This window comes from Pseudomonas sp. GM74 (assembly GCF_000282455.1).
Classification (GTDB): Bacteria; Pseudomonadota; Gammaproteobacteria; order Pseudomonadales; family Pseudomonadaceae; genus Aquipseudomonas.
The window spans coordinates 22,954-45,678 of sequence record NZ_AKJG01000012.1; the positions used below are offsets into that span (position 1 = coordinate 22,954).

Sequence of the window (22,725 nt, forward strand, 5' to 3'; positions counted from 1 at the left end):
ACATGGAACTGGCCAGCCTGATCGGACGCCTCAACCCGGACAACCGCCGCGCCCTGGAGAAGGCCGCGCAACGCTGTCTGCAGCGAGGCCACCACTACGTCGAAATCGAACACCTGCTGCTGGAACTGCTGGACATCGAGGGCGGAGACTTCGCTTATCTGCTGCCGCGCTTCGGCCTGGAGCGCGACGCCTTGACGGCGGAAATCAACAAAGCGCTGGAGCTGTTCAAGTCCGGCAGCACGCGCACCCCGGCATTGTCGTCGCACACCACCGGGCTGCTCGAAGACGCGGTGGTACAGGCCAGCGTGCTGGGGCTGGAGAGCATTCGCTCAGGCTTGCTGCTACTTGCCTTGATCGACCGCGACGAGCGCCGCAGCCTGTTGCTCAACAGTGCTTCATCACTGTTGAAGATTCCCCGGGAAGCTTTGCGTAGCAACCTGCTGGAATGGACCGAAAATTCTCGCGAGCACGTCGGCGGTAAACGTGCGGTGAGTGCCGGCACCCCGACACCGAAACAGGACTCGGTGCTGGACCAGTTCACCCAGGACCTGACCGCCGACGCCCACGCCGGGCGCATCGACCCCATCGTCGGTCGCGACGGCGAAATTCGCCAATGCATCGACATCCTGCTGCGCCGTCGGCAGAACAACCCGATCCTGGTTGGCGCACCGGGCGTGGGCAAGACTGCCGTCGTCGAGGGCCTGGCCTTACGCATCGCTGCCGGTGATGTGCCGCCGTCCTTGCAGGAAGTCAGCTTGCGTGTGCTCGATCTCGGCCTGTTGCAGGCCGGCGCCGGGGTCAAGGGCGAGTTCGAACAACGCCTCAAAGGGGTGATCGATGCAGTGCGCAGCGCGGAAAAACCGATCATCTTGTTCATCGACGAAGCCCACACCCTGATCGGTGCCGGTGGCGCGGAAGGCGGTAGCGACGCGGCCAACCTGCTCAAACCAGCCCTGGCCCGTGGCGAGTTGCGCACCCTGGCCGCCACCACATGGCTTGAATACAAAAAATACTTCGAGAAAGACCCGGCCCTCGCCCGTCGTTTTCAACTGGTGCAGGTGGAGGAACCGGACGAAGCCACCGCAGTGGAAATGCTCCGTGGTGTCGCTGCAAAACTCGAACAGCACCACGGCGTGCAGGTGCTCGACGCGGCGATTCACGAAGCGGTGAAACTGTCCCATCGCTACATCTCCGGGCGCCAGTTACCGGACAAAGCCATCAGCGTGCTCGACACCGCCTGCGCCCGGGTCGCCCTCGGCCAGCACGACGTGCCGCCCCCCCTGGAAAGCCTGCGTCACCGGCAGAATAGCCTCAGGGACGAAGTCGAACGCCTGCGCCGCGAACAAGCCACCGGGCTCGATCACCGCGAGCGCATCACCCTGCTTGAAGCCGAATCCGTGGCCAATGTGCAAGCGATTCGCGAACTGGAAGTGCGCTGGAATGAAGAGCGGGTTGCGGTTCGCGAACTGCTGGAAACCCGCAGCGAACTGCTGACCTTGAGCGAACGCGCCGACAGCGACAAACCGGACGAAGCCATCGACAGCCGCATCGATCATCTGGCCGCCGAACTGGTGCGCCTGGAAGCCGGGCTCGACGCCATTCGCCAGGACGATCCGCTGGTACCGGAACAGGTCGACGGCAAAACCGTCGCCGCCGTCATCGCCGGCTGGACCGGCATCCCGGTGGGCAAAATGCTCGCCGACGAAGCCCACGCCGTGCGCACCCTCGGCCAACGCATGGGGTTGCGCGTCATGGGCCAGAGCATCGCGCTGGGCACTATCGCCCAGCGCCTGCAGGCTTACCGCGCCGGCCTCACCGATCCGCAAAAACCGGTCGGGGTGTTCCTGCTGGTCGGACCGACTGGCGTGGGAAAGACCGAAACCGCTTATGCGTTAGCCGATGCGTTGTACGGCGGCGAACGCAACCTGATCAGCATCAACCTCTCGGAATACCAGGAAGCCCACACCGTCAGCCAACTCAAGGGCGCCCCACCCGGTTACGTCGGTTATGGCAGCGGCGGCGTACTGACTGAAGCAGTACGGCGCAAACCCTATTCGGTGGTGTTGCTCGATGAAATCGAGAAGGCCCATCCGGACGTGCTCGAAGCCTTCTACAACGTGTTCGACAAAGGCGTGATGGAAGACGGCACCGGATTGGTGGTGGATTTCAAGAACACCGTGATGCTCGCCACCAGCAACGTGGGCGCCGAACTGTTGCTCGACACACCGGTCGCGCAACTGGGCACCGACGCCTTTAACGAAGCCTTGCACAAGGTGCTGCTGCAAGCCTTCCGCCCGGCGTTTCTGGCGCGCATGACGGTGGTCGCATATCGACCGCTGGATGAAGCGACGCTGGAAGGGATTGTGTTGGCGAAACTGGAGAAATTGCGCGGGAGGTATAAGGCCGCCACCGGGAAGCAATTTGAGTTTGATGCCGGGATTGTCCAAGCGGTATTGGCCAAGTGCAGTGCTGCCGGGGCCCGGGATGTCGAGAACGTTTTGATGACGCAGGTGACGGGGAAGTTGGCGGAGTGGGTGTTGGAGTGAGACATCGGCAGTGCCGCACTCGGCCACATTCGGTGAATGAAGATAGTCAGGAGAAAACCCATGAACTGGGATGACTTGTGCGGGATCAACACTGAAGACGGAAAGGCGATCGACATGAACACCATATTGCACGTCGATCACAACAAGCGAGGTAAAACCGGCATGCCCGCCGGTAATGTTCTGGTCGACATGATGAACAAAGCCGACAACCTTGACCTGGAAGCCACGCCCAAAACGACACGCTACGGGTTGGCCGATGGTATTGCGTTCCACATCGCGCAATACGTACCGGACGGCAAGGCGCTGACGATCAAGAGCAAGTTCGTCGGCGAGAAGCGCGGCTCGGCGGTGTGTTTTGAAAACGCGCTATACGACGACACGCTGATCGCGCAAATCAATGGTATCCAGGGCAACATCATCATCCATCAAGGCATGGCCCCCTGCAAACGCTGTCGGGCGGGTTACAAGAAACTCGCCCAGAACGGCATGCGGACCATCGTCATCTCCAGCGATACGGGATACGACAACGCCCCCAAAGACACTGTGTTCCTGTTTTCGCCCACCGGTTTGGTGTTTTACCGGCAGAAGAAGTAGCTCATAGGTGAACGCATGAGAATCGCAAGCTTCAACGTTGAAAAGAACGGCAAGTCCTCAACACTGGACAAGCAGACGCAAGTCGATTTCTTTATCCACAACTGCTGTTCCAGCAATTACTGGAACGCAGACATTGTTTTCTTGTGCGAAATACATTCAGCGCAAATCGACAACTATCGTTCGAACCTTGCGGCCATCTATCAGAACTACAGCGTGTACTCCTTCACCGGTGGCTATTCGAACGCCTACATTGTCATGGTCAAAAGTTTTGAGGCCCTTCAAGTGTGCAGCCAGGGCAGCCTGCTTGGCTTGAACAGGGATCTGATTGCCGTGGAGGCCCACGGCGTGGGAGGTTACACCGGTTATGTTTTCCTCGCGCATTTCAAATCCGGACAGAATGGACTGACCAGAAGCCAGCTCAAGTCTTGCACTGCCCTGGGTGGAAGATGGGTCGCGACGGGCGATCTGAACCTGGACTATCAGAACGTCGGACAACTCGACACAGCGGGGCTTGCCTATGAATGCTGGGGAGGCCAACAGACTCAAAGTAAAGGAGGCATTCTCGACTGGGTTCTGGCGTCGGTGGATGTGACGGTTACTGTCGTTGACCTCACTGGGCTTGGGCATGTGTTTGATATGTCCGGCCCCGATCATCGGCCTATTCTTTTCGATGTCACCGGTTGATGGCCAACGGCGGAAGTTTCAACTGCCGCTGTAAGCTGATCCATAGTTCCACCGAGGCTACTTCATGCCCCGTACCACCGACAGCAACACCAGCCTCTCTCTCACCGCCGCCTCGCTGTCGGCGCTTTACCCTGAGTCGCTGTCCGGTGAAGAAGCGCTCAACGCGCTGGGTTCGCAAACTCTCAACGGCCTCAACGACGACGCCGCCCTCGCCCTGACCAGCGCCGTCGCCACCCACGTCACCACGACCCTGCACAACGACGCGACAACCCGGCCCTTCGACGCACTGGTTGCCGAAATCCGCCAACTCCCCGCCGACGCCACCGCCGAGCGCTATCAACTCGTGCTACGCCCCTGGCTCTGGTGGCTGACCCTGGCCAGCAACAACCGGGTGTTCCAGAACCTATCCACATCAGACATCGTCACCACGATTTTCAAGGCACACGGCTTCACCGATTTCACGCTGAAACTCACTGGCAGCTACACCCCGCGCGAGTACTGCGTGCAATACAGCGAAACCGATTTCGCCTTCGTATCGCGCCTGTTGGAAGAGGAAGGGATTTTCTGGTTTTTTACCCACGAAGACGGCAAACACACGTTGGTGTTGGGGGACAGTAACGATGCCTTCCCACAAATCCCGAACGGGCCGAAGGTAAACTATCTCGGCCAGCAGTTGGGCGAGCGCGAACTGCATGGCATTCGCTCCGGCCAGGTGTGCATGCAAGCCGTAGCCGGGGTTTATCGGGCGACGGATTACGAGTTCACCACGCCGACCACTTCGCTCTACAGCCAGGCCGAAGCAGTCGCCGGGCCCCGGTCGATGTACGAGCATCCGGGCAGCTACAACGCCAAGGCCCGCGGCGATACGCTGACCAAGCAGCGCGCCGATGGCTTGCGCAGTCAGGAGAAGCGTTTTATCGGCGAAAGCGACTGCCGCTGGCTGGTGCCGGGACACTGGTTCACCCTCGCCGGTCATGATGATGCGAGCCTGAATATCGATTGGGTGGTGACGACGGTGACTCACGAAGTCAACCACGATAACTACCGCAACCGCTTCGAAGCGATTCCCAAAGCCACGCCTTACCGCCCGGCCCGAATCACGCCCAAGCCGCGCATGCACACGCAAACGGCGATTGTGGTCGGCAAGTCGGGCGAAGAAATCTGGACCGACGAATACGGCCGCATCAAATTGCAATTCCCCTGGGACCGCGACGGCCAGAACGACGAAACCAGTTCGTGCTGGGTACGGGTGGTGCTGCCCTGGAGCGGCAAGGGTTTCGGCATGCAGTTCGTCCCGCGCATCGGCCAGGAAGTGATCGTGACCTTTATCGACGGCGATCCCGATCGGCCGCTGGTGACCGGTTGCGTCTACAACGGTGACAACGCCCTGCCCTACGCGCTGCCGGCCAATCAGACCCAGTCCGGGATCAAGACCCAGTCGTCCAAGGGCGGCGGCGGTTTCAACGAGTTGCGCTTTGAGGACAAGAAGGACGCCGAAGAGGTGTTTCTGCAAGCGCAGAAGGATCTGAAGATCAACGTACTCAATGACACCACTGCCACCGTTGGCCACGACGAGACCCTGACGGTGCAGAACGCGCGCACGCGCACGGTGAAGGAAGGCGACGAGACCGTGACCCTGGAGAAAGGCAAACGCAGCGTGACCATCCAGACCGGCAGCGACAGCCTTGACGTGAAGGACAGCCGCACGGTGAAAGTCGGCGCCGACCAGACTCACAGCACGGGCGGAAACTACGACCACACGGTCACCGGCAACTACAGCCTGACCGTGGACGGCAACCTGACCATCAAGGTGACCGGCACCCTGACCCTGCAAAGCGGTGGCAGCTTTGCGATCAAGAGCGGCGCAGACCTTGCCGCCGAGGCCAACACCTCGATCAGTCAGAAGGCCGGCACTTCCTTGAGCAACCAGGCCGGCACCTCGCTGGAGAACAAGGCCGGCACGACAATGACCAACGATGCCGGGATCAGCCTGACCAACAAGGGAGCCGCTTCGCAGACCGTGGATGGCGGCGGCATGCTGACCATCAAGGGCGGCCTGGTGCAGGTCAACTGACAAGGAGAACCCATGGCCATCACACCGCTGGACTTGCAGCAGAACGATAAACAGCTCAAAGGTCGCTTGCTCGATGGTCAGCTCGACGGTGCGTTGCACATCAAGGATGACGGGCGCGCACAAGCCGATTTGCACTACAGCCAGGGCGAATTGCAAGGCACTACCCTGCTGTATCACCCCAATGGCAAGGTCTCGGCGCATCTGCCGTTTGTCCGTGACAAGCTGCAGGGGATCGCCAGTTTCCATGCGCCGCAAGGCTGGCTGCAACGCAAGGCGACTTACCACCGAGGGCTGCTGCATGGCGAGGCGTTCAATTACTTTCCCGACGGGCAACTGGCCGAGGCCGAGTTCTACCGCGATGGCGTGCGCGAGGGGCGGTATCAGCGCTTTCACCACAACGGTAAAACCGCCGTCGAGGCGAGATATCTCAATGGTCAGTTGCTGGAACCGGAACAGGGTTTCGCCGCCGATGGGCGACCGCTGGACGCAGGGGGCAAGCCGATCTCGAGGGTCCGCTGGTGGTTCAGGCGCTGGAGTGATCCTGCCGAGGCCTGAGGGATCGCGGGCAAGTTCACAAATTCTGAATTCACAGAAGATCCCCTGTGGGAGCGGGCTTGCTCCGGGCGGCGTTCCGACGAAGAGGCCGGCACATTCAATATCGATGTTGCCTGACACCCCGCTTTCGCGAGCAAGCCCGCTCCCACAGTTCGATCGTGTGAGTCAGGGAATGAGCATCTGCATCTGCCCGGGCATCACAATCTTGATCACCCCGGCCCAGTTGCACATCAAGGTGCTGTTGGCATCGATGGCCGGCATGCCGCCCAGCAGCACCGTAGGCGCCCCGCCCGGTATCCACGGCGTGGCGGTGGCCGGGATGCAGGGCATCGGTGTCAGCACACCCAGCGCCGCGGCGGTGGCGGCCGCGACCGTCGGGTTGGCCAGGCTCGTGCACACACCGAAGGGCATGATGTTGACCAGCGGGATGTGATCCATGATGTTCGCCGCCGGCAGGCCGGCGGTCAGTGTGCGATTGACCGGCAGCACGTTGAGCACGGCCGGTGCCGCGCCAAAACTGCATTGCAGGGTAGCGGTGGCACAGACTTGCGGACAACCCATTTCAAACCTCCTTCCTGGCAGCATCCTGCCCCCTGAACCATAGTCCGCCGGGCGTGTTCTCGCACATCAGGAACGCTGATTATCCTGCAACACGCTAACCTATAAGACCGTGCCACGCTTGTGGCACTCACGTCTCACCATTAGATTAGCCAATAGTTTAAGGCCTCCAGAATAAGCAGAAGGGATAAGCATGGCGCTTAACGACCAGTCCACCCGTATCCGCACCGGCGAAGAGCTCGATGCCAGCCTGATCGATCCGTACCTCAAGGCCCATATTCCGGGGCTCAGCGGCTTGCCGAAGATCAGCCAGTTTCCGGGCGGCGCTTCAAACCTCACTTACTTGCTGGAATACCCGGAACAGGAATTCGTCCTGCGTCGCCCGCCCTTCGGCCACAAGGCCAAGTCGGCCCACGACATGGGCCGTGAATTCCGCATCCTCAATCAGCTGCGCGACGGTTTCCCGTACTGCCCGAAAGCCTACGTGCACTGCACCGACGAATCGGTGATCGGTGCCGAGTTCTATGTCATGGAACGGGTCAACGGCATCATCCTGCGCTCGGACCTGCCACCGGAACTGGGCCTGGATTCGGCGAAAACCGAAGCCCTGTGCAAGAGCTTCATCGACAAGTTCGTGGAACTGCACCGCGTCGACTACAACGCCTACGGCCTGGGTGACCTGGGCAAGCCCGAAGGCTACGTCGCGCGGCAAATCAAAGGCTGGAGCGATCGCTACGAAAAGGCCCTGACCCCCGATGCGCCGCAATGGGACGTGGTCAAGGCCTGGCTCAACGACAAGATGCCGGCCGACCATCCGACCTCCAGCATCGTGCACAACGACTACCGCTTCGACAACGTGATCCTTGACCCGAACAACCCGATGCAGATCATCGGCGTGCTCGATTGGGAACTGACCACCCTCGGCGACCCGCTGATGGACCTGGGCAACACCCTCGCCTACTGGATCGAAGCCGATGATCCGGCGCCGGTGCAGATGATGCGCCGCCAGCCGAGCCACGCGCCGGGCATGCTGACCCGCCGCGAGTTCGTCGACTACTACGCCGAACGCTCGGGCATTCGCATCGAAAATTTCGACTTCTACTACACCTACGGCCTGTTCCGCCTGGCCGGCATCGTGCAGCAGATCTACTACCGCTTCTACCATGGCCAGACCCAGGACAAACGCTTCGCGCAGTTCATTCACATGAACAAGCTGCTGGAGCAGATGAGCCTGCAGGTCATTTCGAAATCCAGCCTCTGATCAGCGTCATCACAAGGCTTCATAACAAGGGAATCCCATGTCCAAGACTCAGTTGTTCGACCTCGACGGCAAGATCGCTTTCGTCTCCGGCGCCAGCCGTGGCATCGGTGAAGCCATCGCCAAACTGCTGGCCCAGCAAGGCGCCCACGTGATCGTGTCGAGCCGCAAGCTCGAAGGCTGCCAGCACGTCGCCGACGCCATCATCGCCGCTGGCGGCAAGGCCACCGCCGTTGCCTGCCACATCGGCGAAATGGAACAGATCAGCCAGGTCTTCGCCGGCATCAAGGAACAGTTCGGACGCCTGGACATCCTGGTCAACAACGCCGCGACCAACCCGCAGTTCTGCAACGTACTGGACACCGACCTCAGCGCCTTCCAGAAAACCGTCGACGTGAACATCCGCGGCTACTTCTTCATGTCGGTCGAAGCCGGCAAGCTGATGCGTGAAAACGGCGGCGGCAGCATCATCAACGTGGCCTCGATCAACGGTGTTTCGCCGGGCATCTTCCAGGGCATCTACTCGGTGACCAAGGCGGCGGTGATCAACATGACCAAGGTCTTCGCCAAGGAATGCGCGCAGTTCGGGATTCGCTGCAATGCCTTGCTGCCAGGCCTGACCGACACCAAGTTCGCCTCGGCACTGGTGAAAAACGAAGCCATCCTGAACACCGCGCTGCAACAGATCCCGCTCAAGCGCGTAGCCGACCCGAGCGAAATGGCCGGCGCAGTGTTGTACCTGGCCAGCGATGCTTCCAGCTATACCACCGGCGTTTCGCTGAATGTGGATGGCGGTTTCCTGTCCTGATGGCCTGAGTTCCACAACCCCCTGTGGGAGCGAGCTTGCTCGCTCCCACAAAGTGAACCCCGATTTACTGCGTGACGCAACGAGTCGTAGTGGTGACTCGGGTCACCTGCCCGTCTTCAGCCCGCACATCGCCCAGGACATCGGTCTTATCCATGGCCTGGCAGGTGCGTTCAGGAGGGGGTGGCGTGACCGCTGGAGGGGGTGGCGGACTGGCACAGCCGCCGAGGATCGCCACGCACAATGCCAGCGACAAAGGTGAGATAACGCGTTTCCCAAGAGTTTTCATAGGTTGACCCGCGATAAGTGATAGACACATTTTTTGTGACAACAAAACCGGCGTGCAAAATCCATGCACCTGTCAAAAAAATAAATATCCGCGAATCATTTATAGCTCAATCCGTGGCCAACACCCGTAAAAGCTGACAGTTCTTACATCACCGGATGCGGGGGTTACAGGGAGTTGCTTTGCAGTTCGTAACGCAGAACTTCGATCAATGTGGTGACCGATCGTGCGTTTGTACCTTAACCCTGCCCCTTCGACCGGGATTCACCAGAGAACAGTCCCCGCTCCCGAGCCCAGACAATCGCCCCGCTGCGACTGTGCACATCGAGCTTGGAATACACCGTAGCCACATGGTTGCGCACTGTGTTCGGCGCCAGTTTCAGGCGCGCGGCGATGTCCTTGTCGGCCAGGCCTTCGCAGATCAGGCCCAGCACATCGCGCTCACGGGCGGTCAGTTGCCCGGTGCTGGCCCGGTCAGTGACATCGTCCATGATCAACACCAGCGATTGCGGCTTGCCACGGCTGTCAGCCAATACCAGGCTGCGCACGCGATGGACCCAGGTGCACGCTTCGCTCCCCGCCGATGTCACCTCCACCAGCACATCGCTGAACGTCTCGCCACGGGCCACCCGATTGATCGGGTAGCTGTCGGCCGGCACGAGGTGATTGTTGCGATAACGAAGGACGAAGCGTTTGACATAGGCTTTGGCGTTGCTGCCCAGATCGCTGATGTGCGCTGCGCCGTGCATGGCCAGCGCGGCATCATTGGCCCACAGGATGCTCTGGTTGGGGTCCAGCAGAATCACTCCGTCGGACAGGCCGGCGATGATTTGCCGCAATTGCCGGCGATCGGTTTCCGTGGTCAGGACGTCATGGCTCATTACGTCTCCACATGTATTGTGACCCTGTGAAGAATACGACCGCCGGAATTTTGGTTAGTGCAATGAAACTTGTGGGAGCGGGCTTGCTCGCGAAAGCGGTGTGTCAGGTGACATACATGTTGACTGGTCTACCGCTTTCGCGAGCAAGCCCGCTCCCACTGGGATCTCCATCAAGCCCCGCCAATTTGTCCGGATTACGCATGATGAAAACCCGATTCACCCGCCCCGCCTCATCAAAGCCAAAGGTCATCGCCGCCGTGATGTTGCCGTCGGCCTTGATGATGACGCCTTGTGCACCATTGATTTCAGTGGGCAACCATTCGCACGCCTGCCAATAGGTGTGCAGCGACTGACCGATGAACTCCAGTACACGCGTGATACCCGACAGGGTTTCGCGGATGGCCGCAGCCTTGCCGCCGCTGTCGGCGCAGAGTTCAACGTCTTCGCTGAGCATGGCGCTCAGGGAAGCGGTCGAACCGCTGGCGATAGCGCCGTGAAACGCACCCAGCAATTGGGTTTGACGCAGGGGTTCGGGCTGGTAACGGGCGTGTCCGCCGCCAAGACTCGCCTTGGCCCGAGACACCAGCTTGCGGCAAGCGGCTTCCTGCACCCCGACCGCATCGGCGACCTGCGGGTAATCCATGTCGAAGATTTCGTGGAGCAGGTACGCCGCGCGCTCCTTGGGTGTCAGGCGCTCCAACAGCAACATGAACGCGGTGGACAATGACGAGGCCAGTTCAAGCCTGTGTTCGGGTGAGTCCTGGTGGGTGGTGTGAATCGGCTCCGGCAGCCAGGTGCCGATGTAGTCGACCCGGGATGTGTGCGCCGAGCGCAGCACATCGATGCAGTGCCGGGTGCAGGCTGTGGTCAGCCAGGCAGCCGGCGTGGCGATGGAGGCCCGGTCGGCCTCCAGCCACTTGATGAACAACTCTTGCACCGCATCCTCGGCTTCGGCGCGCGAACCGAGAATGCGATAGGCCAGACCAAGCAAAAAGGGCCGGCGCTGCTCGAACACAGTAGCGGTGTTTTCAGTGCAGTTCATCAATCAGTGCCTCGACACCTGCAAGCGGTTCCACAGGTTGATCATCCCGATCTCGGCCGTCAAGGCGCCGATCTGTTCGTCATTGAAATGCGCCCTCAGTTCAATGCGAAGGCTGGCGTAATCGGTTTTTGCATCCAGTACCGTCAAGGCTTCGGTCCACGCCAGCGCGGCGCGCTCCGAAGGGCTGAAATCACTGACATGACGCCAGACGATCAGGCGATCCAGGCGTTCATTGGTTTCATTGGCTTCCCGGGCCTCACGGCTGTGCATCTTCACGCAGAAACCGCACTGGTTGATCTGCGAGGCGCGAAGGTGGATCAAGTGCTTGAGGGAAGGATCGAGATCATGCTGATCGAGCACGACATGGACCTGGGTCAGGCTTTCGAAAACCTGTGGGATCGCTTGCAGCAGGTTGACCGCTTGGGTGTTGGACGACATCGTATTGCTCCACTGATTGAGGGATTCAACAGGATGACGATTGAGGATTGCGCGTTGTGACGTGCGCTGAAAATTTCAGCGCACGTCACTCGGTTCAGGCCGCCAGCTCGCCCTTCGCCACCGCCGCCGAAGCCGCCAGCATCGCCCGCAACAGCACCGCACAGCCGGCCGCCAGGTCATCCGGCGCGGCGTTTTCGATTTCGTTGTGGCTGATGCCGCCTTCACAGGGCACGAAGATCATCCCGGCCGGGCCGAGTTCGGCCAGGAAGATCGCGTCGTGGCCTGCGCCGCTGACGATGTCCATGTGTGACAGGCCCAGGCCTTGGGCGGCACCGCGCACGGCTTCGACGCAGCCTTTGTCGAAGTACAGCGGCGGGAAGTCTGCCGTTGGCGTGAGCTCGTAGGTCAGGCCGTGTTCGTCGCAGGTGGTTTCGATGACTTCGCGCACTTCGGCGATCATCGAATCCAGGCGCGCCGGTTCCAGGTGCCGGAAGTCCAGGGTCATGCGCACTTCGCCGGGAATGACGTTGCGCGAGCCGGGATAGGCTTGCAGACAACCGACGGTGCCGCAGGCATGGGGTTGATGGCTGAGAGCGGCGCGGTTGAGCGCACCGACGATCACTGCGGCGCCGACCAAGGCGTCCTTGCGCAAGTGCATCGGGGTCGGGCCGGCGTGGGCTTCGACGCCGCGCAGCTTGAGGTCAAACCATTTCTGCCCGAGGGCGCCCATGACCACGCCTATGGTCTTGCGTTCGTCTTCCAGGATCGGGCCTTGCTCGATGTGGGCTTCAAAGTAGGCGCCGACTTTGTGGCCGCTGACTTTGCGTGGGCCGGCATAGCCAATGGCATTGAGTGCTTGACCGACCGTCACGCCCTCGGCATCGACCTTGGCCAGGGTTTCCTCGAGGGTGAATTTTTCCGCGAACACGCCGGAACCCATCATGCAAGGAGCAAAACGCGAGCCTTCCTCGTTGGTCCAGACCACCACTTCCAGCGGCGCTTCAGTCTCGATGTTGAGGTCATTGAGGGTGCGCAGCACCTCGACGCCCGCCAGCACGCCGAAGCAGCCATCAAACTTGCCGCCGGTGGGCTGGGTGTCGATGTGGCTGCCGGTCATCACCGGTGGCAGGTCCGGATTGCGCCCGGGACGGCGGGCGAAAATATTGCCGACAGCGTCGATGCTGACGGTGCAGCCGGCATCGATACACCACTTGACGAAGATGTCCCGGGCCTGGCGGTCAAGATCGGTCAGGGCCAGGCGACACACACCGCCCTTGACCGTGGCGCCGAGCCTGGCCAGTTCCATGAGCGATTGCCACAGGCGGTCGCGGTTGATGTGCTGATGGCTGGACTGCAGAACGTCTACGGCCGCGTTCATGATGATCTCCTCTGGCTGTTCTTGTGTGTTTCTTCAGGCAATTCGTTGGTGAACTTGAGGCCGCCATCGCGGGCAAGCCCGCTCCCACAGTTGATCGGGTGTACACCGTATTAGTGTACGACTTCAGTCCCTGTGGGAGCGGGCTTGCCCGCGATGAGGCCCTCACTTACACCGCAGATTTCGCGACAGACGGGCTGGGCCGCATCACACTCAACCCGTAATAAATCACCCCTCCCAGGATCGAGCCGGTAAACCAGCCATAGCTGTAGAACCAGCTGAACGCATCGCTGCCCAGGGACAACAACGTCAGCACCACCGGCACGCCAAACGCGATGAACCCGCTCCAGTTCCACGCCGGGTACACGTCATCGCGGTAAAGGCCGGCAAGGTCCAGTTGCTGTTTCTTGATCAGGAAATAGTCCACCACCATGATCCCGGCGATCGGCCCCAGCAGGCTGGAATAGCCAAGCAACCAGTTGGAATAGACGGTTTCGAGACTGACGTCCGAGACAATCAGACCAAGTTTTTTCAGCAGCTCATGGGCCATCAATGCCAACCCGACAAACCCGGTGAGCAATACTGCCTTGGTGCGGTTGATCGCCTTGGGCGCGATGTTCTGGAAGTCATTGGTCGGTGACACGATGTTGGCTGCGGTATTGGTCGACAGCGTGGCGATGATGATCAGCGCCATCGCCAGTGCAACCCAAACCGGGCTCTGGATATGGCCGATCAAGGTCACCGGATCGGACACCGTCACCCCCACCAGTTTCACCGACGCCGCGGTCATCACAACGCCGAGGGACGCGAACAGGAACATGGTCAGCGGCAGGCCGATGATCTGCCCGACAATCTGGTCCTTCTGGCTTTTTGCGTAGCGACTGAAGTCCGGAATGTTCAGTGACAGCGTGGCCCAGAAGCCGACCATCGCCGTCAGCCCCGCCGCGAAGTAGCTGGCCACGCCGGCGCCTTCGGGACGCTTGGCCGGAATTGCCAGCAATTCGCTCATCGACACGTTGGGCATGGCCCAGACCAGCAGACCTACGCCCACCAGCACCAACAGCGGCGCCGACAGGGTTTCCAGCCATTTGATCGACTCGGCGCCGCGAATCACCACCCACAGATTCAGCGCCCAGAACACCATGAAGCCGATGACCTCGCCGGTGCCGCCCAAAGACTTCCAGCCCTCGAACACCGAGCCGAGAAACAGATGTATCGCCAGCCCGCCGAACATGGTCTGGATTCCGAACCAGCCACACGCCACCAGGGCGCGGATCAGGCACGGAATGTTGGAGCCGAGCACGCCGAAGGACGAGCGCAGCAACACCGGAAAGGGAATGCCGTACTTGGTGCCGGGAAAGGCGTTAAGCGTCAGGGGAATCAGCACGATGATGTTGGCAAACAGAATCGCCAGCAGCGCTTCACCGACGGTCAGGCCGAAGTACGCGGTCAGCACGCCACCGAGGGTGTAGGTCGGCACGCAGATCGCCATGCCCACCCACAGCGCGGTGATGTGCCATTTGTTCCAGGTGCGTTCGCGCACCTTGGTCGGTGCAATGTCGTGGTTGTAACGGGGACTGTCGAGGACATCGCTGCCGGCTTCCAACTCGAACAAGCCGTCGCGCTCGGTCACTTGCGATCTGATCTGTTGCATGGCCGCTCCACTGTTCTTTGAATTATTTTTTGCTCATCGGGGGCTGGCGGCATCAATAAACGTGCCGGGTACCCCGATTACGCATCGGGCAGTTCCATAAACACATTGCAACCAACTGATGTTTATCAGTTTTATTCGCTGACTCGTCTATTTGTCAGGCCACTCAGGCCGAATGCCTGGCAAGTTGTCGAAACAGTCAGGACTCAAACTGGTGCGTCGATCTTTTTTCAATGGCTGCGCATCAACCATAGACCATACTCAAACAGCTGATTTCACATAGGAAATCTTGACTATTTTTTGATCCTGTCAAGTGCGTCAAAATGGTGAACGGCCTCACCATTTTGGTGATTCTTATATTTAATCGTTAAATATCAATTAGTTAATAAACGAATAAGCTTATAAAAAATATTCTTGCCGATTCGTATAACTGCAGCTAGCGTTTAATCCTGACAGCGTTGACAGGAATAAACCTGCCTTGACTGTTTTCATATAGAACATCTAGAGCCGGCACAAGCCGGTCATTGCCTGCGAGGAACTCGGAATGTCTCTGTTGATCCGTGGCGCCACCGTTGTTACCCATGATGAAAGTTATCGCGCCGATGTGTATTGCGCAGACGGCGTGATCAAGGCCATCGGTGAAAAACTCGATGTTCCTGCAGGCGCCGAAGTGCTCGACGGCAGCGGCCAATACCTGATGCCCGGCGGCATCGACCCGCACACCCACATGCAACTGCCCTTCATGGGCACCGTGGCCAGCGAAGACTTCTACAGCGGCACGGCGGCGGGACTGGCCGGGGGCACCACCTCGATCATCGACTTCGTGATTCCCAATCCGCAGCAATCCTTGCTCGAAGCCTTCCATCAGTGGCGCGGCTGGGCCGAGAAGTCGGCGTCGGACTACGGTTTTCACGTAGCCATCACTTGGTGGAGCGACCAGGTCCGCGAGGAAATGGCCGAGCTGGTCAGCCAGCACGGCGTCAACAGCTTCAAGCATTTCATGGCCTACAAAAACGCGATCATGGCCGCCGATGACACCCTGGTGGCGAGTTTCGAACGCTGCCTGGAACTGGGCGCGGTGCCGACCGTTCACGCGGAAAACGGTGAACTGGTGTATCACCTGCAACGCAAGCTGATGGCCCAAGGCATCACCGGGCCGGAAGCGCATCCGCTGTCGCGTCCTTCGCAGGTTGAGGGCGAGGCCGCGAGCCGGGCGATCCGCATCGCCGAAACCCTCGGCACGCCGCTGTATCTGGTCCACGTCTCGACCAAGGAAGCGCTGGACGAAATCACCTACGCTCGGGGCAAGGGCCAGCCGGTCTACGGCGAAGTACTGGCCGGGCACCTGCTGCTGGACGACAGCGTCTACCGCCATCCGGACTGGCAAACCGCCGCCGGTTATGTGATGAGCCCGCCGTTCCGTCCTCGCGGCCATCAAGAGGCGCTCTGGCATGGCCTGCAATCGGGCAACCTGCACACCACCGCCACCGACCACTGCTGTTTCTGCGCCGAGCAAAAAGCCGCCGGTAAGGATGACTTCAGCAAAATCCCCAACGGCACCGCCGGCATCGAAGACCGCATGGCAGTGTTGTGGGATGAAGGCGTGAACAGCGGACGCTTTTCGATGCAGCAATTCGTCGCGCTGACGTCCACCAACACGGCGAAGATCTTCAACCTCTACCCGCGCAAAGGCGCGATACGCGTGGGTGCCGATGCCGACCTGGTGCTGTGGGACCCGCAAGGCACACGGACCATTTCCGCCAAGACCCACCATCAGCAGGTGGACTTCAACATCTTCGAAGGCAAGACCGTGAGCGGCGTGCCCAGCCACACCATCAGCCAGGGCCGCGTGGTCTGGGCCGACGGCGACCTGCGGGCCGAACGCGGGGCCGGGCGGTATATCGAACGGCCGGCGTACCCGGCGGTGTTTGATTTGCTGAGCAAGCGGGCCGAGTTGAATCAGCCGGTAGCCGTGAAGCGCTGAGAGCGGCCTTCGGCCTATCGCGGGCAAGCCCGCTCCCACAAAGATCTCGGGTGTCCACAAAACCTGTGGGAGCGGGCTTGCCCGCGATGAGGCCCGCACAGACAACACAAAAAACAATGCCCATTCAGAGGCAGCACCTCCATCACCGTGAGGCCAAAATCGTGATCAAGACCCTGGACCACCTCCCGCATCCCATCGAGAATGCGGCCGCCCTCGCCGGCCATTTCACCGATCTGGCACCGCCGCTCAACGAGCGCCAGGCGCAACTGGAAGCCTCGCGCTGCCTGTATTGCTACGACGCGCCCTGCGTGAATGCCTGTCCGAGCGAGATCGACATTCCTTCGTTCATCCGCAACATTGCGCAGGACAACGTGCAAGGCGCCGCGCAGAAAATCCTCTCGGCCAACATCCTCGGCGGCAGTTGCGCCCGGGTGTGCCCGACGGAAATTCTTTGCCAGCAAGCCTGCGTGCGCAACAACGCTCACGAATGTGCGCCGGTCATGATCGGCCTGTTGCAACGCTACGCCGTGGACAACGCCCACTTCAGCGCTCACCCGTTCCAGCGTGAAGCGGCCACCGGCAAGCGCATCGCCGTGGTTGGCGCCGGTCCAGCCGGTTTGTCCTGCGCCCACCGCAGTGCCATGCACGGGCATGACGTGGTGATCTTCGAGGCGCGGGCAAAGGCTGGCGGCCTCAACGAATACGGGATCGCCAAATACAAACTGGTGGATGACTACGCACAAAAAGAGCTCGAGTTCCTGCTGGAAATCGGCGGCATCGAAATCCGCCATGGGCACAAACTCGGGGAGAACCTGACCCTCGGCGAACTGCACCAACAGTTCGATGCGGTGTTCCTCGGCCTCGGGCTCAACGCCAGCAAACAGCTGGGCCTGGCCCACGAAGACGCGCCCGGCCTGCTCGCCGCCACCGACTACATCCGCGAACTGCGCCAGGCCGATGACCTGACGCAACTGCCCCTGGCCGATCATTGCATCGTCCTCGGCGCGGGCAACACCGCCATCGACATGGCGGTGCAAATGGCCCGCCTCGGCGCCCACGATGTGAATCTGGTGTACCGCCGTGGCATCGAGGACATAGGCGCCACCCATCACGAACAGGAGATAGCCAAGGCCAATCAGGTGCGACTGATGACCTGGGCACAACCCGAAGAAGTGCTGCTCGATGACCAAGGCCGCGTGTGCGGCATGCGTTTCGCCCGCACCCGTCTGGTGGAAGGCCGCCTGCAAACCACCGGTGAAACCTTCGAACTGGCCGCCGATGCGATCTTCAAGGCCATCGGCCAGGCCTTTGACAATGACGCCCTCGCCGATCCGCTCGCGCGCGAACTCAAGCGTCAGGGTGAGCGCATCGAAGTCGATGAAAACCTGCGCACCAGCATCCCCGGCGTGTATGCCGGCGGCGACTGCACCAGCCTCGATCAAGACCTCACCGTGCAAGCCGTGCAGCACGGCAAGCGCGCCGCCGAGGCAATCAATGCTCAACTGATGCTCAACGTGGAGGCTGCGTAAATGGCCGATCTGTCGATTGTCTTCGCCGGCATCAAAGCACCCAATCCATTCTGGCTGGCCTCCGCGCCGCCGACCGACAAGGCCTACAACGTGGTCCGCGCCTTCGAGGCAGGCTGGGGCGGCGTGGTCTGGAAAACCCTGGGAGAAGACCCGGCGGCGGTGAACGTGTCGTCGCGCTACTCGGCACACTTCGGGGCTAACCGGGAGGTACTCGGTTTCAACAACATCGAACTGATCACCGACCGCTCGCTGGAGATCAACCTGCGGGAAATCACCCAGGTCAAAAAGGACTGGCCGGACCGTGCGCTGATCGTGTCCTTGATGGTGCCCTGCGTCGAAGAATCCTGGAAAAACATCCTGCCGCTGGTGGAAGCCACCGGCGCCGACGGCATCGAACTGAACTTCGGCTGCCCCCACGGCATGCCGGAACGGGGCATGGGCGCAGCGGTCGGCCAGGTGCCGGAATACGTGGAACAGGTCACCCGCTGGTGCAAGACGTATTGCTCGTTGCCGGTGATCGTCAAGCTCACGCCGAACATCACCGACATCCGCGTCGCCGCCCGCGCCGCCCACCGGGGCGGTGCCGATGCGGTGTCGTTGATCAACACCATCAACTCGATCACCAGCGTCAACCTCGAACGCATGGTCGCCAACCCCATGGTTGGCAGCCAAAGCACCCACGGCGGTTACTGCGGCTCGGCGGTCAAGCCGATTGCCTTGAACATGGTCGCCGAAATCGCCCGCGACCCGCAGACCCAGGGCCTGCCGATCAGCGGCATCGGCGGCATCGGCAACTGGCGCGACGCCGCGGAATTCATCGCCCTGGGCAGCGGCGCGGTGCAGGTGTGCACGGCGGCGATGCTGCATGGCTTCCGGATTGTCGAAGACATGAAGGACGGTTTGTCACGCTGGATGGACAGTCAGGGCTACGCCAGCGTTTCGGAATTTTCCGGGCGCGCGGTGGGCAACACCACGGACTGGAAGTACCTGGACATCAACTACCAGGTGATCGCGAAGATTGATCAGGAGGCCTGCATCGGTTGTGGTCGTTGCCATATCGCGTGTGAGGACACCTCGCACCAGGCCGTGGCCAGCCTCAAGCAAGCGGATGGCACTCACAAGTATCAAGTAATCGATGAGGAGTGCGTGGGCTGCAACCTGTGCCAGATCACCTGCCCGGTGCAGGACTGCATCGAGATGGTGCCGGTGGAGACCGGCAAGCCGTTCCTGGACTGGAATCATGATCCGAGGAATCCGTATCACGTCAGTGTCTGAACTGACGCCATCGCGGGCAAGCCCGCTCCCACAGTGGTTTATGTCGTACGCAAATGTTGTGTACACCAGAGATACCTGTGGGAGCGGGCTTGCCCGCGAAGAGGCCAGCAGCCACCCCACCCAACCTCAGGGCTCCAACCCGATCCCCCGCAAAATCACACTGGTCACCGTCTGCACCGCTTTCTCGAACTGCATGTCCGACAACGGCTGATGATCATTGAGAATATTCACCTGGTGATCGAAGTCGGCGTAGTGCTGGGTCGACGCCCAGATCATGTACAGCAGGCTCGACGGCTCCACCGGCAGGATGCGTTTGTCGTCCACCCACTGGCGGATTTTCGCTTCCTTCATCTTGGCCCAGTCGTACAGGCTCGCATCCAGCGCTTCGCCGAGGGTCGGCGCGCCATGGATGATTTCGTTGGCCCAGACTTTCGAGCCATACGGCCGGCTGCGGGAGTGGTTCATCTTGGCGCGGATGTAGCTGCTGAGTACCACGCGCGGGTCATCGAACATCTCGAAGCACAGCGCGTCCTGCTTCCAGACTTCCAGCAAGTCGAAGAGCACGGCGCTGTACAGCTCGGTCTTGGTGCTGAAGTAATAGTGCAGGTTGGAGCGCGGCAGTTGCACTTCAGCGGCGATGTCGGCCATGGCGGTGCTGCCAAAGCCCTTTTCAGCGAAGACTTTTTCCGCCCCCAGCAGGATTTTTTCGACGTTACTGCGACGAATCTCGATCTTGTGATTGCCCATGCGGATCCCCGACAACAACGTTGAGCAAGACTAGCATCCGCTCTGGAATGCGGCGACAGGGGAAAACGAAACTTCGTACAGCCGCTGTCGTGAAGCTAAACTCTGCGCACTTGGAAACTGCCTGAGGTCCCTCCACGATGCTGCTCAAGAAAACCCTGACCATCACGGCCCTGCTCGGCTCGCTGCTCGCCGCTTCTTCGGTGTTGGCCCACGCCCACCTGAAAAGCCAGACACCGGCCGCCGACAGCACCGTGGCCGCGCCGGCGCAATTGCGCCTGGAGTTCTCCGAAGGTATCGAGGCCAGTTTCACCAAAGTCACGTTGACGCGGGATGGCGCACCGGTGGCGGTCAAAGCGCTGACCACCGAAGGCAGCGATAAAAAGACCCTGATCGTCACCCCGGCCGCGCCGTTGACTGCTGGCGCCTACAAAGTCGAATGGCACGCCGTGTCCGTCGACACCCATAAAAGCGAAGGTGCCTACGCCTTCAAGGTCGGCCAGTAATTCATGGCGAGTGCGCTGGTGCTGTGCCGCTTCCTGCATTTCATCGTGGTGCTGATGCTGTTCGGGGGCTGGGTGTTCAGGCCCTTGCTGGCAAATGGCGAAACCGCACTGGATCATCGGCTGACACGAACCTCCCGTTGGCTGGCCGTGGTGGCACTGGCCAGCGGGGTCTGCTGGTTGTTGCTGATTACCGCGAGCATGGCCGGCGCCTGGGACGCGGCCTTCGATCCGTCGACCCTGCACCTGGTTCTGGGCAATACCTTTTTCGGCCAGGTCTGGCGCTGGCATTTGCTGATCAACCTGCTGTTGCTGGCGTTGTTGCTGACCCCACTGCGCGCCAGCCTTGCGCTGCGCCTGATCCTCAGCGGCCTGCTGCTGGCCACCCTGGCCCCGGTCGGCCACGGCGCCATGCTCGATGGCGCCGCAGGGCGGTTGCTGATCCTCAATCAACTCATTCACTTGATCTGCGTGGGTGCCTGGCTCGGCGGCTTGATGCTGCTGGTGATGATCTTGCGTCAACCCGATGGGCATTCGATCCGCGTGATGCTGCAGCGCTTCAGCGGCGTCGGTTACGGCCTGGTCGCCGGGCTGCTGATCACCGGGCTGATCAATGTGCGGGTGCTCACCGGGGCGTTCTGGCCGACGCCGCTGTTCAGCGGGTTCGCCTTGATCCTGTTGATCAAGGCCGCGCTGGTGATGGCGATGCTGGGCCTGGCGTTGTTCCATCGGCTGCGCATCAATGATTGTGAGCTGCGTGTGCAAGCATTGCGCGCCAGCGTAATGCTGGAGTGGATGCTGGGGCTTGGCGCAGTGGCGGCGGTTTCATTGCTGGGCACCCTGCCGCCGATGATTTCCAGCTGACAACCCCATCTCCATCGAGCGCTGCAAGACTCAGGCACGCACCAGCATGTAAACGGCGACGACCAGACAGACACTGGCGAACCCAAGCTGCAACGCCCGCGCCGGCACCCGTGCGCAGAGCTTGCGGCCGATGATCATGCCGACGATGCTGGAGACGATGAAGGCAATGCCCAAACCGTCGATGCGCACCCCGGCATTGAACGCGCCGATCACGCCGATGGCCGAAATCAGGCTGATCACCATCAGCGAGGTCGCGATGATTCCGCGCATCTGCACGTCGGTCAGTTGCTTGAAGGCCGGGACAATCAGAAAGCCGCCGCCCACCCCCAGCAATCCCGAGACCACGCCGGTCACTGCCCCGAGCGCGGCGAGGGTCGCGGTGCATTTGGCGGTCCAGGAAAAGCGCCCGGTCTGTTGATCGAGCATGCAGTTCTTCTGGCCCCAGTTGGCCTGACCATGATCGCTGGGACCCTCGTCCTTGCGCTCACGGCGCAACATCCGCCCGGCCACCACGACCATCAGCAGGCTGAACAGGATCATCAGGATTTTTTCCGGCAACCGGTGGGCAAAGTAGATGCCCAGCGGCGAAAACACCGCGCCCAGCGCGGCGATCAGCAACGCCGCGCGATAACGCACCAGGCCGTGGCGCAATCCGTCGATGGCACCGACCGCCGCCGCACTGCCCACCGCAAACAACGCCACCGGAGCGGCCTGGGTCATGCTCCAGCCCAACCCCAACACCAGGGCCGGGACCGCAAGGATACCGCCGCCAGCGCCAGTCAAGCCGAGCACCAACCCCATCACTACACCAAACAGACTTGCCAGCAACATAGGGAGTTCTCAGTCGACCTTGGTCACACGTGTCAGCCACTCGCGGCCCTTGAGCATGCCGTTCCAGTAGAACCACGGTAGCAGTGTCGCCTTCAGCCACCACGCCGAGCGGCGCGGGGTCGTCGGGTCAAGGGGAAAGGTCGGCAGTAACTTGCCCGCGTACCCGAACTCGGCAAGGATCACCTTGCCTTTCTCAACCGTCAGCGGGCAGGAGCCATAGCCGTCGTACTTCAGCGGCAGCGGCTGCC

Annotated in this window: 21 protein-coding genes and 1 pseudogene; 12 read left to right on the top strand and 10 right to left on the bottom strand. The window is 61.0% G+C overall.

The features are described 5' to 3' along the window. Positions 1–2 precede the first annotated feature (2 nt). The 5 genes from tssH to PMI34_RS23650 all read left to right on the top strand — a co-directional run bounded on the left by tssH (position 3) and on the right by PMI34_RS23650 (position 6,453). On the top strand, positions 3–2,546 hold the full coding sequence (gene tssH / locus PMI34_RS23670) for a type VI secretion system ATPase TssH (protein ID WP_008046679.1): 2,544 nt from the start codon (positions 3–5) through the stop codon (positions 2,544–2,546). Positions 2,547–2,606: 60 nt separating this feature from the next. Next, positions 2,607–3,140 carry a hypothetical protein gene (locus tag PMI34_RS23665; protein WP_008046680.1) on the top strand — a complete coding sequence of 178 codons (534 nt, stop codon included), beginning with the start codon at positions 2,607–2,609 and terminating at the stop codon, positions 3,138–3,140. A 15-nt stretch (positions 3,141–3,155) separates the two neighbouring features. Continuing rightward, positions 3,156–3,824: an endonuclease/exonuclease/phosphatase family protein gene (locus PMI34_RS23660; protein ID WP_008046682.1), complete on the top strand. Its 669-nt coding sequence runs from the start codon at positions 3,156–3,158 to the stop codon at positions 3,822–3,824. A 64-nt stretch (positions 3,825–3,888) separates the two neighbouring features. Further along, positions 3,889–5,898 (top strand): type VI secretion system Vgr family protein, encoded by a 2,010-nt coding sequence (gene tssI / locus PMI34_RS23655; RefSeq protein WP_008046685.1) that lies wholly within the window; start codon positions 3,889–3,891, stop codon positions 5,896–5,898. Between the two features lie 12 nt (positions 5,899–5,910). Next, positions 5,911–6,453: a toxin-antitoxin system YwqK family antitoxin gene (locus PMI34_RS23650; protein WP_008046690.1), complete on the top strand. Its 543-nt coding sequence runs from the start codon at positions 5,911–5,913 to the stop codon at positions 6,451–6,453. A gap of 165 nt (positions 6,454–6,618) precedes the next feature. Here PMI34_RS23650 and PMI34_RS23645 read toward each other — a convergent pair whose 3' ends face one another. After that, the gene (locus PMI34_RS23645; protein WP_008046692.1) at positions 6,619–7,014 is read right to left on the bottom strand and encodes a DUF4280 domain-containing protein; all 396 of its coding nucleotides are present in this window, start codon (positions 7,012–7,014) and stop codon (positions 6,619–6,621) included. A 190-nt stretch (positions 7,015–7,204) separates the two neighbouring features. On the opposite strand from PMI34_RS23645, the gene PMI34_RS23640 reads away from it, so the two are divergent. Further along, complete coding sequence (locus tag PMI34_RS23640; RefSeq protein WP_008046693.1) at positions 7,205–8,272, top strand: phosphotransferase family protein; 1,068 nt, start codon at positions 7,205–7,207, stop codon at positions 8,270–8,272. Between the two features lie 37 nt (positions 8,273–8,309). Further along, on the top strand, positions 8,310–9,077 hold the full coding sequence (locus tag PMI34_RS23635; RefSeq protein ID WP_008046696.1) for an SDR family oxidoreductase: 768 nt from the start codon (positions 8,310–8,312) through the stop codon (positions 9,075–9,077). Between the two features lie 64 nt (positions 9,078–9,141). Here the strand turns inward: PMI34_RS23635 and PMI34_RS28700 are convergent, their stop codons facing one another. The 6 genes from PMI34_RS28700 to PMI34_RS23610 form a co-directional block, all read right to left on the bottom strand. After that, positions 9,142–9,363 (bottom strand): hypothetical protein, encoded by a 222-nt coding sequence (locus PMI34_RS28700; RefSeq protein ID WP_157222703.1) that lies wholly within the window; start codon positions 9,361–9,363, stop codon positions 9,142–9,144. 236 nt (positions 9,364–9,599) lie between these two features. After that, positions 9,600–10,241: a LuxR C-terminal-related transcriptional regulator gene (locus PMI34_RS23630; RefSeq protein WP_008046698.1), complete on the bottom strand. Its 642-nt coding sequence runs from the start codon at positions 10,239–10,241 to the stop codon at positions 9,600–9,602. Positions 10,242–10,344: 103 nt separating this feature from the next. Then, positions 10,345–11,283: an RNA polymerase sigma factor SigJ gene (gene sigJ, locus PMI34_RS23625; protein ID WP_008046700.1), complete on the bottom strand. Its 939-nt coding sequence runs from the start codon at positions 11,281–11,283 to the stop codon at positions 10,345–10,347. A 3-nt stretch (positions 11,284–11,286) separates the two neighbouring features. Further along, a complete protein-coding gene (locus PMI34_RS23620) occupies positions 11,287–11,721 on the bottom strand; it encodes a carboxymuconolactone decarboxylase family protein (protein WP_008046702.1) in 435 nt (144 codons plus the stop codon). A gap of 94 nt (positions 11,722–11,815) precedes the next feature. After that, positions 11,816–13,099, bottom strand: coding sequence for a Zn-dependent hydrolase (locus tag PMI34_RS23615; protein WP_008046704.1), 1,284 nt, complete (start codon positions 13,097–13,099; stop codon positions 11,816–11,818). A 166-nt stretch (positions 13,100–13,265) separates the two neighbouring features. Continuing rightward, the gene (locus tag PMI34_RS23610) at positions 13,266–14,750 is read right to left on the bottom strand and encodes an NCS1 family nucleobase:cation symporter-1 (RefSeq protein ID WP_008046705.1); all 1,485 of its coding nucleotides are present in this window, start codon (positions 14,748–14,750) and stop codon (positions 13,266–13,268) included. Between the two features lie 541 nt (positions 14,751–15,291). On the opposite strand from PMI34_RS23610, the gene hydA reads away from it, so the two are divergent. From hydA to preA, 3 genes are all read left to right on the top strand, one after another. Continuing rightward, positions 15,292–16,731, top strand: coding sequence for a dihydropyrimidinase (hydA, locus tag PMI34_RS23605; RefSeq protein ID WP_008046707.1), 1,440 nt, complete (start codon positions 15,292–15,294; stop codon positions 16,729–16,731). A 161-nt stretch (positions 16,732–16,892) separates the two neighbouring features. Then, positions 16,893–18,260, top strand: coding sequence for an NAD(P)-dependent oxidoreductase (locus tag PMI34_RS23600; protein ID WP_008046710.1), 1,368 nt, complete (start codon positions 16,893–16,895; stop codon positions 18,258–18,260). Further along, a complete protein-coding gene (gene preA, locus PMI34_RS23595) occupies positions 18,261–19,535 on the top strand; it encodes an NAD-dependent dihydropyrimidine dehydrogenase subunit PreA (protein WP_008046713.1) in 1,275 nt (424 codons plus the stop codon). Positions 19,536–19,661: 126 nt separating this feature from the next. Here preA and PMI34_RS23590 read toward each other — a convergent pair whose 3' ends face one another. Further along, the gene (locus PMI34_RS23590; RefSeq protein WP_008046717.1) at positions 19,662–20,282 is read right to left on the bottom strand and encodes a TetR/AcrR family transcriptional regulator; all 621 of its coding nucleotides are present in this window, start codon (positions 20,280–20,282) and stop codon (positions 19,662–19,664) included. A gap of 137 nt (positions 20,283–20,419) precedes the next feature. Between PMI34_RS23590 and copC the strand changes: the two genes are divergently transcribed. After that, positions 20,420–20,785 (top strand): copper homeostasis periplasmic binding protein CopC, encoded by a 366-nt coding sequence (gene copC / locus PMI34_RS23585; protein WP_008046718.1) that lies wholly within the window; start codon positions 20,420–20,422, stop codon positions 20,783–20,785. 3 nt (positions 20,786–20,788) lie between these two features. Beyond that, positions 20,789–21,646, top strand: a complete 858-nt coding sequence (gene copD, locus PMI34_RS23580) for a copper homeostasis membrane protein CopD (protein WP_008046719.1) — start codon at positions 20,789–20,791, stop codon at positions 21,644–21,646. 30 nt (positions 21,647–21,676) lie between these two features. Here copD and PMI34_RS23575 read toward each other — a convergent pair whose 3' ends face one another. Both PMI34_RS23575 and PMI34_RS23570 read right to left on the bottom strand, forming a co-directional pair. Beyond that, positions 21,677–22,477 (bottom strand): sulfite exporter TauE/SafE family protein, encoded by an 801-nt coding sequence (locus PMI34_RS23575; protein WP_008046720.1) that lies wholly within the window; start codon positions 22,475–22,477, stop codon positions 21,677–21,679. 9 nt (positions 22,478–22,486) lie between these two features. Beyond that, positions 22,487–22,725 (bottom strand): annotated as a pseudogene (locus PMI34_RS23570) (pyridine nucleotide-disulfide oxidoreductase); the annotation flags it as partial.